Source organism: Chryseobacterium sp. FR054, assembly GCF_056844565.1.
Genome location: NZ_JBXDSA010000002.1, coordinates 441,195 through 460,249 on the forward strand (window position 1 = coordinate 441,195; position 19,055 = coordinate 460,249).

The 19,055-nt window shown below is 39.5% G+C and carries 12 protein-coding genes; 11 read left to right on the plus strand and 1 reads right to left on the minus strand.

The genetic code is table 11. The annotated features are described in order from the left end of the window. The first annotated feature begins 5 nt into the window (after positions 1–5). The 6 genes from AC106S_RS09385 to AC106S_RS09410 all read left to right on the plus strand — a co-directional run bounded on the left by AC106S_RS09385 (position 6) and on the right by AC106S_RS09410 (position 6,168). Complete coding sequence (locus AC106S_RS09385) at positions 6–1,721, plus strand: sensor histidine kinase (protein WP_482438813.1); 1,716 nt, start codon at positions 6–8, stop codon at positions 1,719–1,721. A 48-nt stretch (positions 1,722–1,769) separates the two neighbouring features. Beyond that, entirely contained in the window at positions 1,770–2,279 is a 510-nt protein-coding gene (locus AC106S_RS09390) for a hypothetical protein (RefSeq protein ID WP_482438814.1), read from the plus strand. A gap of 1,035 nt (positions 2,280–3,314) precedes the next feature. Continuing rightward, on the plus strand, positions 3,315–3,533 hold the full coding sequence (locus AC106S_RS09395; RefSeq protein ID WP_482438815.1) for a hypothetical protein: 219 nt from the start codon (positions 3,315–3,317) through the stop codon (positions 3,531–3,533). Further along, entirely contained in the window at positions 3,530–4,177 is a 648-nt protein-coding gene (locus AC106S_RS09400; RefSeq protein ID WP_482438816.1) for a hypothetical protein, read from the plus strand. Before AC106S_RS09395 ends, AC106S_RS09400 begins: the two co-directional genes overlap by 4 nt. A gap of 91 nt (positions 4,178–4,268) precedes the next feature. Next, on the plus strand, positions 4,269–5,699 hold the full coding sequence (locus tag AC106S_RS09405; protein WP_482438817.1) for a hypothetical protein: 1,431 nt from the start codon (positions 4,269–4,271) through the stop codon (positions 5,697–5,699). A 4-nt stretch (positions 5,700–5,703) separates the two neighbouring features. Continuing rightward, entirely contained in the window at positions 5,704–6,168 is a 465-nt protein-coding gene (locus tag AC106S_RS09410; protein WP_482438818.1) for a hypothetical protein, read from the plus strand. 70 nt (positions 6,169–6,238) lie between these two features. Here AC106S_RS09410 and ligA read toward each other — a convergent pair whose 3' ends face one another. Continuing rightward, entirely contained in the window at positions 6,239–8,245 is a 2,007-nt protein-coding gene (ligA, locus tag AC106S_RS09415; protein ID WP_482438819.1) for an NAD-dependent DNA ligase LigA, read from the minus strand. A gap of 241 nt (positions 8,246–8,486) precedes the next feature. Here ligA and AC106S_RS09420 point away from each other — a divergent pair, with 241 nt between their 5' ends. From AC106S_RS09420 to AC106S_RS09440, 5 genes are all read left to right on the plus strand, one after another. Next, positions 8,487–11,585 carry a TonB-dependent receptor gene (locus AC106S_RS09420; protein ID WP_482438820.1) on the plus strand — a complete coding sequence of 1,033 codons (3,099 nt, stop codon included), beginning with the start codon at positions 8,487–8,489 and terminating at the stop codon, positions 11,583–11,585. Between the two features lie 62 nt (positions 11,586–11,647). Then, the gene (locus AC106S_RS09425) at positions 11,648–12,394 is read left to right on the plus strand and encodes a glycerophosphodiester phosphodiesterase (RefSeq protein ID WP_482438821.1); all 747 of its coding nucleotides are present in this window, start codon (positions 11,648–11,650) and stop codon (positions 12,392–12,394) included. Positions 12,395–12,870: 476 nt separating this feature from the next. After that, on the plus strand, positions 12,871–15,828 hold the full coding sequence (locus tag AC106S_RS09430) for a SusC/RagA family TonB-linked outer membrane protein (protein ID WP_482438822.1): 2,958 nt from the start codon (positions 12,871–12,873) through the stop codon (positions 15,826–15,828). A gap of 10 nt (positions 15,829–15,838) precedes the next feature. Further along, positions 15,839–17,287, plus strand: a complete 1,449-nt coding sequence (locus AC106S_RS09435; protein WP_482438823.1) for a SusD/RagB family nutrient-binding outer membrane lipoprotein — start codon at positions 15,839–15,841, stop codon at positions 17,285–17,287. 38 nt (positions 17,288–17,325) lie between these two features. Continuing rightward, complete coding sequence (locus tag AC106S_RS09440) at positions 17,326–18,891, plus strand: calcineurin-like phosphoesterase C-terminal domain-containing protein (RefSeq protein WP_482439573.1); 1,566 nt, start codon at positions 17,326–17,328, stop codon at positions 18,889–18,891. Positions 18,892–19,055 lie beyond the last annotated feature (164 nt).

Below are 19,055 nucleotides of genomic sequence, written 5' to 3' on the forward strand. Positions count from 1 at the left end.
AAGTAATGAAACTTAAAACAAAACTCACTTTAGGCGTAGGTCTTTTATTTTTACTGATTGTCCTGCTTTCAGTCATCGGTTCCGTGTATATCAATAAATTGAAATCGGATACGGAAAAGATCCTTACTGCCAATTATAACAGCCTGGAATTTTCCAAAAATATGCTGCTGGCCTTAGATAAGATCAGTACAGACAGTGCTGTTGCTGTAACCGATTTTCAGAAAAACAACAGGCTTCAGGAAAAAAATCTTACTGAATTTGGCGAAAAAGAAGCTACCCAGAATCTTAATCTGCACTTTCAGAGCTATCTGAAGCAGCCTTCCCCCGGCAAGGAAAAACTGATCCGTGAAGATCTGGCCAAAATCATGTCCCTGAATATGAAAGGTATCGAGCGGAAAAGTGATATTGCCATCATTACCGCTGAAAATGCCACATTCTGGATCGTAAGCCTGGGAACAGTCTGTTTTCTGATCGCTTTTATCCTGCTTTTTAATCTTCCACAGACTATTGCGGAGCCTATTAACCAGCTGACGTTCAGTATCCGGCAGATTGCAGATAAAAATTACAGTGAAAGGGTTCATTTTAAGGGAAGTGAGGAATTCAGCAGTCTCGCGGAATCTTTTAACATCATGGCGGAAAAGCTTCAGGAATATGAAAGCAGCAGCCTTTCCAAACAGCTGATGGATAAAAAACGGATTGAGACTTTGGTCAATAATATGCATGATGCGGTAATCGGGCTGGATGAAAATCACTTTATCTATATGATCAATGATGAAGCACTGAAAATCACCAATCTTAATAAAGAGGAAATTATCGGGAAAACAGCTCATGAAGTGGCTGTGAATAACGATCTGATGCGTGAACTGCTTAAAAATATTGAACATCCGGTAACCGAACCTATCAAAATTGTCCGGGATAATAAGGAAAATTATTTTGAACAGGATATTATTCCTATCAACATTACCAAAACCGGGGAGAAAGACAAAAAATATATCGGAAAGGTAATCTTACTTCGGAATATTACCCCTTTTAAAGAACTTGATTTCGCCAAAACCAATTTTATAGCAACCATTTCCCACGAACTGAAAACGCCTATTTCAGCCATAAAAATGGGAGTTCAGCTGCTCGGCAACCGGAAATTCGGAGAACTGAATGAACAGCAGAAAGAACTGTTGAAAAGCATTAACGAAGACGGACAGCGCCTGCTGGATATTACAGGAGAACTGCTGAATCTTTCACAGGTGGAAACCGGAAATATCCGCCTCACTGTCGGGAAGTGCTCACCGAAAGAAATGGTACAGACCGCGGTGAAAAATGTTGAAAAACTGGCAGAGCAGAAAAATATTTCCATAACCACGGAATATCTTATTGCTGATGATGATTCTGTTGCGGCCGATTTCGATAAAACGGTATGGGTAATGAATAACTTCCTGACCAACGCGGTGAAGCATTCCTTCCAGGATGAAACCATTCGGATTCTGGTAGAAAAAAGGGACACTTTCATTCAGTTCAGCATTACCGATACGGGAAGCGGTATTGATGAAAAATACCACCGCCAGATCTTCGACCGTTATTTCCAGGTTCCGGGAGAGCATCAAAATGGAACAGGGTTGGGGCTTGCTATTTCCAAAAACTTTATTGAAAAACAAAATGGCGAAATTGGTGTGAAAAGTTCTCCGAATCAGGGGAGTACTTTCTTCTTCAGGCTGCCGGTTTCATAAGGATTAAAACTGAATATTTTTTATATATTTGGAACTTTAGCTAATAATATGACATTTAAAAATCTGGTAATTGTATTGCTTTGCCTGACAGCCAATATTGGTTTTGCTCAAAACAACAGAGAATTTCGTGAAGCATTCACATTAAAACTCGCTGTGGATACTGTCAGGTTTTATCAGCAGGAAGTTCAGAAATCTAAATACTTTGTCAAAGAAAATGTACTTCAGCTCTATCCTGGTGAACATATTTTTATAGAAGCCGAAACAAAAGATGGGATTATACAATCGATGAAAGTGGTAAAAGAAAATAAAAATCCGGCTAAAACAATAGAAATAGAATTTACACAAGATACAGAAGACCGAAAGAACAAAGGGATGATGCTTTCTGTGAGTAATCCTTTTAATCAAACGCTTATGTATGACGCAATGATGTTCATTGTCGGGAAAAACGACTGGATAAAAACTTCCATCCTTCCCATATCTCCCAAACTCAGAAATTTTGAGATGTGGAATGATGTAATTATTACACTTGTTCTTGAAAACTGGAGGCTTGGAAGATAATGTGTTTTCTGTACTTTTACCGGAATTGCCGGATAACCGTCTGAAAAATTTCATAGATTGAAAGTCATATATTCCATTGGAGTATAAAAAATAAAAATCCTTACCATTCAGTATGAAATCATTTTTGACAGATATTAAAATAATATCTTATCAGAATAATAACCCGCTTTAATGATTAACTCCCTATATTCTTATTTTTTCCTGGCGCTGATTGTTTTTCAGGTAATTCCAGGAGTCTTTTTTTATATTCAGAAGAAAAGAATTATTATAAAGTGCAGGCAGCCGGATTCCAGACAGCTAAAAAGGATAAAGGGTACAATTATTCTGGAAAACGGTTTTTTACGTAAAAATTTTCGCTGGTGTAGTTTTGAGATTCTTTTAAACAATAATTCGATTTTTTTATTTCCAAAAGATTTTTATTTCATTCCTGGCCGTTTTATTAATCTTACATTGAGTTCTGATAAGAGGGATACGGAAAGACCAACTCTATTAAGAGAATTCAGTATTGATAAACATACAGTCGTTTTAATATCTTATCCTGATTTTATTAACAGTAAACGGACGATTTATTTAAAGAATCTTACGTCTGAACAAATTATAATTTTCAGCGAATTTTTTCAGAGCAGAATACATTAAGAACCAAATATTTTTACCATACAAAAGTTTCATTTTTGAAACTACTGATTTTAAGGGTGCAAAGAGTAGAATCAACTTTGTTGATTTGCCGAAGCGTATGGATAAACCTCCAGCTTTATCAACACCGAAGTTGCATCACTTTGCCCACTTAAAATAAAGCGGAATTATTCATCAAGTTTGTTGGGAATTTTTTTGGGGGCTTGAATGAATGTGAAATTTACATGTTTTTTTTAGTGGAAAAAATAATTCCAAACATAACTTATTAAGTTTTAAATTTTTTAATATTTAAAGTTCTGATAGAATTACCGGTTGGAAACTTTCAGGAATTTTAAAAATCAATATATTTCATTGGTTCCCAAACAAATAAAATTTTTTACATTTGATATAAAATTACACAGGATGAATATCTCAGATTTAAAAATTGATTTAATAAACCGAGTTATACAGTTGAAAGATGTTGAAATTATACAAAATATTCAGGAAATGCTTGATTTTGAAATGAATCAGAATGAATATATTCTCAGTAATGCTCAAAGGAAAAGAATTGATGAAGCAAGAGAGGAATACAAAAACGGAGATTATTTGACAGAAGATGAAATCAGTAGAGATTTACCATGAGCAGCCTTCCAAAAATTAAAAAGATAATACAGGATCAGGATTCTGAAGCCTGGCAAAAACTCTGTCGTTACATTGATCAGGTAGCGGAAGAGGGGCACGAGGAGTTTGCACCTGCCCGTGCAATCGGCTATGAACTGTTTGCCTCGATAGAGACCCTTCCAAAATCTATTTCCAAACTAAAGAAAGTGAAAAAGGTGGTACTTTATGGAACTAATCTAAAGGAATTACCCCCGGAAATAGGTGAGATGGAAGCACTGGAAGAATTTACTCCCTATACGTCTTATAATCTTAAATGGTTTCCTTATGAAATCATTTACTGTAAGAATCTTAAAAGCAGTACCGTAAGTACCAGGGCTTTATACGGAAATTATAAATTCAGAACTCATTTTCCCGATCTTTATCAGCAGACCGTACACTATTATGATTCTGAAATCATCCGATGCAGCATTTGCCGGAAGGAAATACCGGATAACAAAACAGATCAGTTCTGGATTTCTCTCTTGATAGGGACAGATGTGCTTCCTTTATTGGTTAACACATGTTCCGAAACCTGCCGGAAACAGATTTCTCAGACACCTGACAATTACGTACAGTTTCCGCATAAAGGAGGTCTTTTTCTTAAACAGCCAAGAAAAGGTTTATAATCTTTACAACAATTGGAAGGAAACATAAAATGGTAAAGTTCAGACAACGATTCAAAAGAATTCCTTTACCTTTGGTCTGTAAAAACTAATCATGAAAAATAATGTATTCCTGCTTTTAACGCTGTTTTCGTTCACTGCTTTTGCACAGGTTTCCAGGAAAACGGCCTCTGTCATCAAACCTCTTGAGAAGTATACTTCTTTCTATGCTCTTGATGAAAAAATTAAAGGGATTGAAGAAAATCTTTATAAAGAAGCTTCTTCGGATGAACTTATATTTTTAGCTGAGAAAGGAAAAAATCCTTATATCAAAATTACTGCAGTGAAAGTTTTGGCGAAAAAGGCTGATAAAAGACTGCTCGATATTTTTAAAAACAGTTTTAAGTCCAAAGAAGAAATTACATACAGAACGGAATGCCTGTCCGATTCTTACCCTCTGTCCGGAATTTTTTTCGACACCATCCCATCTGCTGCCGGTTCTGAGGAAGAAGTACAAAAACGCAGAGAAGAAATGGCCCTGATGGTGCTGGATGCACAGCCTTTAAACAAACAGCTGATTGAATATACCAGTAATGCCCTTCCCGTAAATCCTGAAGTTTATAAAAAACTCAGGAGCCTGGTTCTGAAAACAAAATCTCCGGAACTTCTGGTAACCCTTGCTAAGTACAGAAACCCTGATGATATTGAACTCATCAAAAGTTTTGGAGCAGAGGCTTATCCCGCCATTGAAGAATTTCCGGATCCTGAGTTCCTGCCTTTTATGAAAGCGCATATTTCAGATTCCTCAAGATTTCCCTTCATGTTTGCTTTATCCAATTTTTGCAGTGAAGAAGCTAAAGAAATTGTAGTGAAGGCAATTGAACTTGATAAGATACGGAATAAAGAACTTGACTGTGGCAACGAATGTCTTTCCACCTTCTATCAGCAGATCGACATGAAAAAATGTAAACTGTATTATCCTTTACTGGCCGATCTTTGGCTGACAGATAAGATCATTTCCTTTGATGTTCTGGATGAATATGTTAAAAATCATACCCGTGAAGAAACAGAAACGTTTTTGCTTAATGGATGGAAGAAGCCCGGAGAAGCGGAGATTGTGGCTGTCAATATGTATGATATGAGTCATATAAGAGAGTATACGTCTGAAGATTTGTCTTTTGACAGTACTTTAAGACTTGTCCGGCTGCTGGAGAAAACAAAAGATATTTCCCGGAAAGTATATGAAGAAGCGGTAAAGAATTCTATTCAGAATCTGGATGATCTTGCTGTGGATGATTTTATCTCAAAACTGAAAGACAATACTTTAATATTACAGAATAAGGATATCCTGCTGAGCAGGCTTAAAAATAATAAAAATGCTTACGGTATGCTCATCATTATGAGAGGAGTAAAGATGCTGAATGATAAAAAACTTTTTGATGAAGGGGCAGCCATCATTGTCAGCAGAAAGACTGAATTTGAGGAATCCCCGGTCTGGGAAAAAGAGTATAAAAATTTCATCAGGGAAAATAATATTAAAGAATAGATAAATGATAAATACTTTAAAGACGGTTTTGACGGGTTTGTTTTTTATCCTGTTTTGTTCATCGGCTTCCGGACAGGCTTTTAAACTGGAAGAACTTATTGCATTCAGCAGCCTGGATATGGATGCTTTTAAAAAAGAAATTAAAAAACATAATTACACTTTTTACGATAAAACCGAAGGTTTGGGCTTTATTGTCAATGAATATGACAGCCCCGGATATCTCTATAAAATTGCAAAATTTGAATACAGAGAAGATCCATCCCAAAACAATATAGAATTCTCCTTTAAAGATAAAAAGGACTATGATACTTATCTGAAAGCTGTTCTGGATGCCGGATATAAAGAAACCGGAAAAGGAAAGATCGTAACCAAAGAAAGCTATACAGACTATTATAAAGGCAAACAGCAGATCAGGATCGTTCAGCCGAAAATGGTAAAAGAACCCTATACGCTGATTGTTTTTAAATAAAGTGATCTGTTTTTTTTAATCATAAAAGGCTGTCTCAATACGGGACAGCCTCATTATTTAATTAAATTGACTACTGTTTTTCAATCAGATCTAAGAACTGCTGCTCATCGAAAATGGTAATGGTTCCGATGTCCTGCGCTTTTTTCAGCTTGCTTCCGGCTTTTTCGCCTACTACAAGATAATTAAGATTCTTGGAAACGGCTGAAATATTCTTTCCCCCATGTTTCTCTACCATTTCTTCTGCCTGTTCTCTGGTGAAAAGCGACAGTTTTCCGGTGAAAAGGAATGTTTTCCCTTCCAGAACATTGGATAGAACTTCATTGGTGCTTTCTCCCTTTTCAAGCTGTACACCGTACGATTTTAAACGCTCGATCATCAGGAGGTTTTCAGAATTTCTGAAGAATTCTTCAATGCTTAACGCAATTTTGGTTCCGATGTCTTCCACCTGGCAAAGCTCTTCCACGGATGCGTTTTTCAGCTCTTCTATCGTTGGGAAATTTTTCACCAGTTTTTTGGCAACCGTTTCACCCACATGTTTGATTCCGATCCCGTACAGAACCTTTTCAAACGGGATTTCTTTAGATTTTTCGATTCCCGAAATGATATTCTGGGCAGACTTTTCAGCCATTCTTTCCAGCGGAAGAAGCTGTTCCTTTGTGAGAACATAGAAATCAGCCGGGTTTTCAATCAGCTTTTCCCTGTACAGCTGCTCAATCGTTTCGCTTCCCAGGTTTTCAATATTCAGGGCTTTTCGGGAAACATAATGGATCATTCTTCCCACTACCTGAGGCGGGCAGTGAAGCTCATTCGGGCAGAAATGGATGGCCTGGTCTTCAATTTTCACCAGCTCAGTTCCGCATTCCGGGCAATGTTGGATGTATTCTATTTCACGGCTTTCTTCCGTTCTTTTTTCCGTATTCACGCCTACAATCTTCGGAATGATCTCGCCGCCTTTTTCCACATATACAAAATCCTGCTCATGAAGATCCAGCTTTTTGATAATGTCTTCATTGTGAAGAGAAGCTCTTTTTACGATGGTTCCGGCCAGCAAAACAGGCTTCAGGTTGGCAACCGGAGTAATGGCTCCCGTTCTTCCCACCTGGTAGGAAACGCTCTGTAATTCCGTTTCCACTTTTTCAGCTTTGAATTTATAAGCCATCGCCCATCGCGGGGATTTAGCGGTATAACCCAACTGGCGCTGCTGCTGAAGAGAATTCACTTTCAGTACAATTCCGTCGATTTCAAAAGGAAGATTATGACGTTCCGTGTCCCAGAAACTGATGAACTCCTTCACCTCATCCAGAGTCCTGCACAGTTTTGCCTGCTGGGATGTTTTGAAGCCCCAGCTTTGTGCCTTCTGAAGCAGTTCCCAATGCGTGTCTGTTGGGAAATCCTCAGAAATAAACTGATAAAGAACAGATGACAGCCCGCGCTTTCTTACCTCTGCGCTGTCCTGCATTTTTAAGCTTCCGCTGGCGGTATTCCGCGGATTCATAAAAGGATCCAGCCCTTCTTCCTCACGCAGTTTATTGATCTTGTCAAAATTCTTACGGGTTAAATAAATTTCACCTCTCATGAAAAAATGAGGAGGGAAATCACCTTTTAACGTTAACGGAATATCAGAAATCGTACGGACATTCGGGGTAATTTCGTCTCCCTGGAAACCGTCTCCACGCGTTACAGCCTGTACCAGTTTTCCGTTTTCATAAAGGATGGAAATAGAAGCACCGTCATATTTAAGTTCCGCAACGAATTCTACCGGATCGCTGATGGTTTTAATGATTCTTTTTTCCCAGTCTTCAAGATCGTCAAAATCATAGGAATTATCCAGGGAATACATTCTGAATTTATGCTGAATGGTCGGGAAAACCTTTGTGATTCCGCCTCCTACACGTACAGTAGGTGAGTTCTCATCATAAAACTCAGGATGTTTGGCTTCAAGATCCTGAAGCTGTTCCAGTAACATATCAAATTCATAATCCGATATGGTAGGGGTATCCAGAAGGTAATAATTTTCATTATGCTGATGAAGCTCTTTCCTGAGCTGTTCTATCTTTTGCTGTATATTTTCGGACATTGCTTTTTCTATCTTTTGAGCAAAAATAAATAAACTAATTCCATTTAAAAAATAACAGAATCAAATAGTACAGGAAAATTAAAAAACCTTAATATCCGTAAAGGCATTGGTTATGTTGATCTTAAAATAAGTGTTCATTCTAATTTAACATCATGTTATAATTTTGTTGAAAATTTCTTAAAACTCCCTTAAACAGATCCTCCTGCAACTCAAAATACCTTTGCACATCTAATTTGAAAAGATGAGAAAAGTAAAGATTGTACTGGGATTATTGTTTATGGGATTGGGAACACTGTCTTATGCACAGACTACGCAGGCCTCCATTGTGGGGAAAATAACAGGACCGGGGCAGGTTGCTCAGGAAAAAGTGAAAGTAACGATCGTGAACGGGGCAACAGGGTTCAGGACGGAGACAGAGACCAATTCAAAAGGAGAATATATTTTTAAGGAAATCCCTTTGGGCGGACCTTACACGGTGATTGTGAATGAAGAGAAAAAAGAAGGCTACAATGTCAACTTCGGAGATCAGGTGACCGTGAATATGAGCATAGGAACCGGAGAGAAGGTTTTGGACGAAGTAATCGTTACCGGAAATCTGAAAAATAAAATCGGAAACCTGGGAGCTTCCACAGCCATCTCTGCCAAAAACATCAGCATGCTTCCTGTGAACGGGAGAAATTTTACCAACCTTACAGAACTGTCGCCTTTAAGCGGCAAAGGAGGAAATCTTTCCGGGCAGCTGGGATCTTCCACCAATTTTACCATTGACGGAATGACGGCCAAAAACCCAACCTCAGCAGGATCTACAACCAGCAGAAGCGGTGCGCCGTTCTCTATTTCCATAGAAGCGGTACGTGAATTTAAAATTACCACCAACCAGTATGACGTTACACTGGGAAGAAGCGGCGGCGGAACCGTAAGTGCCGTTACCAAATCCGGAACCAATACATTTTCCGGAAGCGCCTGGGAATATTTAAGAACGAACTGGCTTTCCAGTCCTTACGACATCCGGGGAAATAAAAGAGATAACGATTTTTCTACTTCACAGTTCGGGTTTTCATTAGGAGGTCCGGTCATTAAAAATAAACTTCATTTCTTTGTAGCATGGGATCATCAACTGGATTCAAGACCATTGATTATCGCAGATATAAGATCAAAAGACGACGAGAAAAGATTTAACACTACAACAGAAACCCTGAATCAGTTTCTGAATATTGCAAGATCAAATTATGGCGTAGGAAATTCACCACAGTTCGGAACTTTCGATAAGGTGAGAAATTCTGATGCTGCCTTTTTGCGTCTCGACTGGCAGATCAGCCCTAAGCATTTACTGACATTAAGGAATAACTTTACCTATGACCTGAATAAAAACGGTCTGGGTGACAATACCAGCATCAATTTCTTTGAATCCTTCGGAAGTGATAAGAATTTGGATAACAGCCTACTCCTGACATTAAGATCGAATTTAAAGCCTAATCTGACCAACGAACTTAAAGCGCAGTATCTCTATACTTTTCAGGACAGCTACCAGAACAGCCAGCTGGGAGGTCCTGTACCGAGAGCTATTGTTGAAAATATAGTTTCCCAGGGAGTAGGGGCTACGAATATTCAGATCGGAGGTCATCGTTTTGCCCAGGAAAGCTTTAAAAATAATGTATTTCAGCTTGTAGACAACTTATATTACAATACCGATAAGGTAAAATATACTTTTGGTGCCGACCTGATGTTTACTACTGCAAAATCGGTGTACGGAAGTGAAGTGAACGGAAGATTTCATTTTAAAGAAGATGATAAAAAATATCCGTCCGGTCTTTACAACTTTGAAAACTTCAGACCTTACAGGTTTTACAGGGAGGTTCCTTTAATGGATGATCCATCCGTAAGATCCAATATCTGGAATGTTGGGGTATACGCGCAGTTCCAGACCAGAATTGCAGAAGGACTTGATCTGATGGCAGGACTCCGATTGGATTACGGAGGTTATCCTAAAGCTGAATTCAATCAGAAACTGTATGATGAAATGGGAATCAGAACTGATCATAAGATCAAGTCATTTGTGATCCAGCCGAGATTCCAGTTTGAATGGAATATCAGTGAGCAGAATAAAGACTTCCTAAAGTTAGGTGCCGGAATTTTCTCTTCAGATATCAACAATTACATGGTGATCAATAATCTTGTTTTCGACGGCAAGCATCTGGCAACGGTGGATGTAGATCCTATGGCGGTAGGTCTGGTTCCTGATTTTTACAGTTATAGAAGGGATTATAATACAGTTCCGTCACTTTCTCAATATCAGATTCCAACCATCAATTATACAGGTGAAAATGCCAGGGTTCCGATTGTTTACAAAGCCAATATTTCCTATACCCATTTCTTTAATGAAAGATTCAGGGCAGGGATTGCAGGATATATGGCTTTAGGAAGGAATAACTATTTCTACTATGACAGGAACATGAAGGCTAATCCGGAATTTACACTGGCCAATGAAGGAGGAAGAGGTGTATTCGTTCCTGCATCATCCATTGATGAGCTGGGAAGAACAGACTGGAAAAAAGGAAGAATTAACAATAATTTCGGAAGAGTTCTGGAGCTGGTAAGTGATGGTAAAGTCAACCAGTTTTCTTTTGTAGTGGATACCAGCTACCGTTACTGGAAAGACGGAGAGGTTACAGCAAGTTATACATGGTCTGATATTAAAGACAATACCTCTTACAACGGGAACGTAGCCAATTCCGCTACCCTGTCTACCCTGATCCAGAGTGATCCGAGGGACCTGAGGATGAGCTATTCTGATAACCAGTTCAGAAATAAGATCGTGCTGTATGGTAATTCACCAACGGTTGCAGGGTTTACGCTGGGAATAAGATATTCAGGAATCGGGGGAACACGTTTTTCATTAACGGCAGGAGGAAATGTAAACGGAGATTTTGTAGATTCTAATGATCTGGCTTACATATTCCCGGATATTACCAGACCGCTTCTTGATGATCCGGCCGTAGGGCAGGCCCTGAAAGATTATATCAGCGAATACAACAACAAAATCGCTGAACGGAATGCCGGAAAAAACGGTTTCTACGGAGTCTGGGACGTGCGGGTAGCCAAGAAACTTAAATTCAATAAAATAGGAGCATTTGAGCTTTCGGTAGATATCTTCAATGTAGCCAACCTGCTTAACAAGGAATGGGGCGTGAATAAATCGTACGGAAATGTAGCTCTGTACAGAATAAAAACATTCAACCAGGCAACGAGACAGTTCGAATACATTAAAAATGCAAACGGTCTGGTTCCGCTTTCAGGGAATCCATACCAGATTCAGATCGGAGCGAAATACAGCTTTTAACAATTTAAACGTACCTTTATCAAAAGTTGGTCAGACTTTTTAATTAATTATCAGATTATATTATGAAAAATTTTATCTTAGGGTTAGCAGTTTTAAGTACAGTTCTCATGAAGGCACAAACCCAGATCATTGCACACAGAGGCTATTTTCAGTCGCAGCCCGCAACCACGGAAAATTCCGTTAAATCATTGGAAAATGCTCAGAAATTAAAGATATACGGATCCGAGTTTGACGTAAGAATGACGAAAGACGGCATACTGGTCGTGAATCATGATGAACATCACGGCAAAATGGAGATCTCTGAAACTTCTTTCAAAGAACTGGAAACCCTGAAATTATCAAACGGAGAGAAATTTCCCACCCTGAAGGATTATCTTAAACAGGGCAAAAAAGATCCGTCTCTGAAACTGATCGTTGAGATTAAACCGGATAAAACTCCCGAAAAAGAAAACGAGATCACCCAAAAAACCATTAAGATGATCAAAGAGATGAAACTGGAAGATCAGAGCGAGTTTATTTCCTTCAGTCTGAATATCTGCAAAGAGATCAAAAGACTGGAACCGAAATTCAAAGTACAGTATCTGAACGGGGAACTGTCTCCTGAACAGATCAAAAAGGAAGGTCTGGACGGAATGGATTACCATTACAGCGTATTCCGGAAAAATCCATCATGGATTGCCGAAGCGAAAACATTAGGTTTGATTACCAATTCCTGGACCGTGAATGATCCTGAGATCTATGAAGAACTGAAAAAGCAGGGAATAGGTTTTGTGACTACCAATATTCCTGATCAGCTTAAAAATAAATAAATCACCGAAAAAATTCAAATTATGCCTGTCTCCCTAAAAAGAGGCAGGCTATTTATTTAGATAGGAGCCGGTATGTATAAAATTTTTATGTTGAAAAGCCAATAAGCCCGGGACAGCCTTCAGTAAGTTATACCGTGTTAAATTTTATTGCAGATAAGATCTGTGTCTGATTTAAAAAGATCTGCGGGAGAAATTAAAAGCTAAAAATTAAAATATTTTGTCTTTAAACTGTTGTTTATCAGTGTTTAAATTGATTTTGTTTTTTATTTTCCCATAGAAAGACAATAAAGATATGGAAACGGCCATAATAAATAGCATTAAAAATACTTAATCTGTTAAACACTTGTTTATTAGATATATGTTCAATGTTAACAATGATAAATTAACATTTTGTTTAATAAATATTTAAAAAATGTTAAAGTCGTATTAAAATCATAATCATAATGTCGTTTTACTTTTGCGCAAACAAAAAGGATATGCGTAAAGAGACACAGAAACTGTTGGTTTTATCACTGCTGGGATTAGTCAGCGTTAATCTGGCAGCTCAGCAGAAAGTAAAAAAAGATACGGTTAAAGGCATTGATGAGGTAGTAGTAACTGCTTTGGGAATCAAAAGGCATGATAAAGCCTTAGGATATGTTGCCGAGAAAGTGGGTTCAGCTGTTTTTGAGGAAACACAGAACAACAACTGGGCACAGTCTATGGAAGGGAAAGTTGCAGGACTTAAAATCCAGACTGCCGGAGCCGGGCCGTTGGGAACCTCCAGGATTACCCTAAGAGGGGAGAAATCAATGATCATGGATCATAACTATGCTCTGATTGTTGTAGACGGTGTCCCTTTGGGAAACTCTACCACAGGCTCCGGAACACCGGCTTACGGAGCAGGTTCCGGAGGGGATGTTCCTATTGATTTGGGAAATGGTTTAAACAGCATCAACCCGGATGATATTGAATCGGTAACAGTCCTGAAAGGAGCCTCGGCAGCCGCTCTGTATGGTTCGCGTGCCGCAAACGGTGCTTTGATGATCACCACAAAATCCGGAAAAACTAAGGACGGAAGGCTGAAAGTAACCTTCAATTCCTCTTCAGGTTTTGATACCGTACTGAAATGGCCGGACTGGCAGTATGAATACGGACAGGGAACACTGGCTAAAAACGCAGCCGGACAGTTTTACTATTCTTACGGCCTCTCTCCGGACGGCGCAAGTACAGGCGGAACGAGCAGTGCCTTCGGACCGAAATTCGCAGGACAGTACTATTTTCAGTATGATCCCGCGGTACAGGGCCAAAGTCCGGAAAGAAAAGAATGGAGAGCTTACAAAGACAATATTAAAGGGTTCTGGAGACCCGGGTCCACCTATTCCAACAGTATTGCTGTGGAGAGTTCAAACGAGAAAACAAGCTTCAGATCATCCCTTACCTATCTGAATAATGAATGGATGATGCCTAATACCGGTTTTGACCGTTTTAATTTCGCCTTATCCTTTGCCCACCAGCTTACCCAAAAATTAAAAATCTCTACCAAGTTCGCGTACAACACAACAAAAAGTGATAATCTTCCGGCAACGGGATACAACAACCAGTCGATCTCTTATTTTATGATTTTCCAGAATCCGAACGTAGATCTCGAATGGTATAAACCTATCTGGAAATACGGGCAGGAACAGGTAGATCAGATCCATCCTTTCAGCTCCTACATCGATAACCCTTACCTTATTGCTTATGAAATGCTGAATGGAGTCAGAAAGAAAAATATCACGGGAAATATTACAGCAGATTACCAGTTCAGTAAAAATTTCAGCCTCATGCTGAGATCAGGAGTAGAGATTCTGAACGAAACGAGAACCACCAGAAGACCCTGGAGTTCTGCCAATTATCTGAACGGTTTTTACAGAGAACAGTATATTAAAAATCATGAATATAACAACGACGTTTTATTTTCCTATAAAGCAGATCTTGATAAATTCAGCCTTTCTGCTTCTGCGGGAGGGAGTATACGTTATAATGAATACCTGATGACGGATTATCAGGCGATCGGTCTGAAAACGGCCGGTGAATATATCCTTACCAATGCCCTTTCGATTCCGGTAAAATATCCTACCCCGGCTGATAAACAGGTAGACAGTGTTTATGGATTGCTGACGATGGGGTACGACAATAAGATTTTTGTGGATGTTACGGGAAGAAACGACTGGAGTTCCACACTTCCGAAACAGAACAGATCTTTCTTTTATCCGTCGGTAAGTACCAGCTTTATTCTTTCGGATATTTTTAATCTGAAAAGCAATACCCTTAATTTCTGGAAACTGAGGGGATCGTGGGCTAAAGTAGGTATAGACAGTGATCCTTATCTTCTGGATAATTATTATTCAGCAAGCAATATTACAGGAAGTGTTGTGGCTCCTATGACTTTCAACAATCCTAACCTGAGACCGGAAAAGAATACCAATATAGAAGCGGGTATGGATTTCAGCCTCTTCAAAAGCAGACTGAATCTTAATTTTACCGCTTATCAGAACATTAGTGAAGACCAGATTATTCCGGTATCCCTTCCTTATGAAAGCGGATATTCCAAAAGAGTGATCAATGCAGGGAAAATCCGCAACAGGGGATTTGAGCTTTCAGCAGATATCTATCCCGTAAAGACAAAAAACTTCTCATGGAAAGTGGGAGGAAACTGGTCTGCCAACGAAAACAGGGTGATGAGCCTTCCGGAAGGGTTTGACGGAATTATTTCCGGTGTGGGAGATGTTGTATTCTATAAAATGGAAGTAGGAGGTTCACTGGGAGATATGTACGGCTTTAAACTGTTAAGAACTCCTGACGGTCAGGTGATTTATGGGGATAATGGCCTTCCCGGAAGACCTGCGGATATTGAAAAAGTAGGTAATGCATTCCCGAAATGGAGAGCCGGCCTTCAGAATGATTTTAAAATTAAGAATTTCACCATCAGTTTCTCATTTGACGGTCAGTACGGAGGGATTGCCTATTCCCAGTCCCATCACAAGATGTCTGAACAGGGAAAACTTACCTCTACGCTGGCAGGAAGGGAAACCGGGATGATTGTAGGAGAGGGGGTAGTGCAGAATGCAGACGGAACTTACAGTCCGAATACAAAAGCGGTAAATATTTCTGCTTATTACGGAGACTATTACAGAAGGGCCAATGTGGAAACCAACAGCTTCAGTACGGATTTTATTAAACTTAGAGATGCCAGAATAGCATATTCTTTTCCAAGAGAAACGATCAGATCTTTAGGACTGGAAGATCTTACCCTTGCTGTCTTCGGAAAAAATCTGTGGATGTGGACCAAATTTCCAATGTTTGACCCCGAAGTGGCCACACTTAATAATTCTACCATCACTCCGGGAGTGGAAATGGGGCAGCTCCCTACGGCAAGAACCATCGGGTTTCAGTTAAATCTTAAATTCTAAATCTAAAACAATGAAAAAAATATTCATACATCTGGCATTAGCGGTTTCGGTCTTCGCTTTTAACTCCTGTGACAGAACTTTTGAAGAAATCAATACCGATACCAGCAGGATCAAAGACCCGTCCGTAGGAAGCCTTCTGGCGCCTATTCAATATGAAATGGGAAGCTACGGCTACAACAGGGCAGATGATTTTACCTTTGATATTATGCAGAATGCTCTGGATTTTCCGAATGAAGGAAATACATACAGCAGATATTATATGGATGAAAAAAGCGGGAACGGATACTGGAATATGTCATACAGATGGCTGAAGCAGGTCAATGATCTTAAAAAATATGCAGTTAAGGAACAGAATAATAACTACCTGGCCATATCGATGGTGCTGAATGCCTGGATTACCGCCAATCTTACGGATGCTTTTGGTGATGTACCTTTTTCAGAAGCCGTAAAGCTGGAAGAAGGAATTCAGAAACCGAAATTCGATAAGCAGAAAGATATTTATGTTCAGCTTCTGAATGATCTGAAGACGGCCAATACTTTATTTGACCCTACAAAAGCATTATCCGAAACAGATTTGTTCTATAATGCCAATACCAACAGCCAGACCGGTATCCTGGGATGGAAGAAATTCTGTAACTCCCTTTCATTAAGGCTTCTCACGAGAATTCTGAGCAGAAACGGAGAAGTAAACGTTCATGAAAGAATTCAGGAGATTGTTAACAATCCTGCTACCTATCCGGTTTTCCAGAATAATAATGACAGTGCAGTTCTTCCGCTTTCCGGAATATCTCCTTATCTGCCGCCTATTGCACGTCCTCAGGATTTTACCGCCTACCGGGCTGCCGGGGAGTTTTTTGTAAACGCTATGAAAGACAATAATGACCCGAGGTTAAGTATGTTTTTTACGAAAGCCAAAAGTTTGTCAGGGGCAGACCTGGGCTATAAAGGCGCTCCTTCAGGCTATGCACTGGGAACTTCTTTTGATTACCAGCCTTCCAATCTTAATCAGAATCTGGCCAAAGCTCCTTTAAAAGTCCTTATTATGACCTATTCTGAAGTTCAGTTTATCCTGGCAGAGCTTACTAATAAAGGAATCATCACCGGAAATCAGCAGGTATTCTATGAAACAGGAGTGAAATCCATTATAGAACAATGGGGGGCAACGGTTCCGGCAGATTATTTCAGCAATGATAAAGTGGCTTATAACGGTTCTTTGCAGAGAATCATGATGCAGAAATATATTTCCTTGTTTTTCGTAGACCACCAGCAGTGGTATGAATACCGACGTACCAGACTGCCTGTGCTGCCCAACAACGGAGGGCTGCTCAACGGGGGAATAATGCCGGTAAGATTTATGTATCCCACAACCACCAAAGTAATGAATGCAGAGAATTATAATGCAGCAGTACAGTCTATGGGCGGGGACAACATCAATGTAAAAATGTGGTGGAACAAATAAAAAGAATCAATACTATGAATATCAGAATAAAATTTTTAATGCCTTCCCTGCTGGTTTCAGCAATGGCATTTTCCCAGACCTCTGTTTCCGGCTACGTATATGAAGATACCAATAAGAATCAGAAGAAAGAAAACCGTGAAAAAGGAGTGGAAGGAGTTGCAGTATCAAACGGAGTACAGGTAGTGCTTACGGATAAAAACGGCAGATACAGCCTTCCGGTTCAGGATGGGCAGACCATTTTTGTGATCAAACCTTCAGGATACCAGACTGCATTCAACAGCAATAACCTGCCTCAGTTCTATTACCATCATAAACCGAACGGATCACCCGCAGAATTTAAATATAAAGGATCTGCACCCACGGGGGAGCTTCCCAAAGAGCTGAACTTCCCGATCTATCAACAGAACGAAAGTAAAAATTTCGATATTCTGGTTTTCGGAGATCCGCAGCCTTATACAGAGAAAGAGCTGGATTATTTTAAAAGAGGGATCGTAAACGAAGTAAAAAATACGAAGAAAAATGCCGTGCTGGGAATCAGTCTCGGAGATCTGGTAGGGGATAATTTAAGCCTTCAGAAGCCTTATGCGGATGTAATGAAAGAAATAGGTCTCCCCTGGTATAACGTTATGGGAAATCATGATATGAACTATGATGCCGGAGAAGATCATCTTTCAGATGAAACCTTTGAAGCAAATTTCGGCCCCGCCAATTATTCTTTCAACTACGGAAATGTACATTTTATTATCCTGGATGATATTCTCTATCCGGATCCCAGAGACGGGAAAGGATATTGGGGAGGTTTCCGTGAAGATCAGCTGAAATTCATCGAAAATGATCTGAAGCTGGTTGATAAAAATAAACTGATCGTAGTTTCTTTCCATATTCCGCTGGAACATCATAACGAAGATAATTTCAGAAATGCAGACCGACAGAAGCTTTTTGATTTTCTGCAGCCTTTTGAGAATGTATTGCTTTTATCGGCACATACCCATATCCAGCAGCAGATCTTTTACGGTAAAAAAGCAGGCTGGAAAGGAGCTAAGGATCTTCATGAATATAACGTAGGAACTACCTGCGGAGACTGGTATTCCGGAACTCCTGACGATGCCGGGCTTCCGACGTCAACCATGAGAGACGGCACCGCTAAAGGATATTCTTTCATCAGCTTCAGTGGTAATCAGTATAAAGTTAAATATAAGACTGCCGGAAAGCCTGAAGATTATCAGATTCAGCTGTATGTTCCTAAAGTGATTCCTTACCCGCCAAAAACATCAGCCAGAGTTTTAGCCAACTTCTTTATGGGAAGTAAAAAAGATAAGGTAGAATACAGGATAGACAGCGGAAACTGGGAAGCCATGGAATACGATGAAACCGTAGACCCGAACTTTGCCCTTTCCGTTTTCAAATGGGACAGCACCCAAAATCTTTTCCCGGGGAGAAGGCCTTCCAATCCGGAGATGTCTAAACATATCTGGACCATCGGTTTTCCTAAAAAATTAACTTTAGGAAAGCATAAGGTTGAGGTAAGGGCATCAGATATGTACGGAAACGTATTTACTGCTTCCGGAGAATTTGAGGTTCAGAATCCTGTTCTTATTCCATAAACTTTTCATTTTATTACTATACTTTCAGATTGAAAAACCGGTTTTATAAGCCGGTTTTATTTGTTTTTGAGAATATGCTTTTACCGGATATTCTTGATTTTATTCTCGCAGACAGGGCGAATTATTGTATGTATCTGTTGGTATTTCCTACAAATTCAACAGGA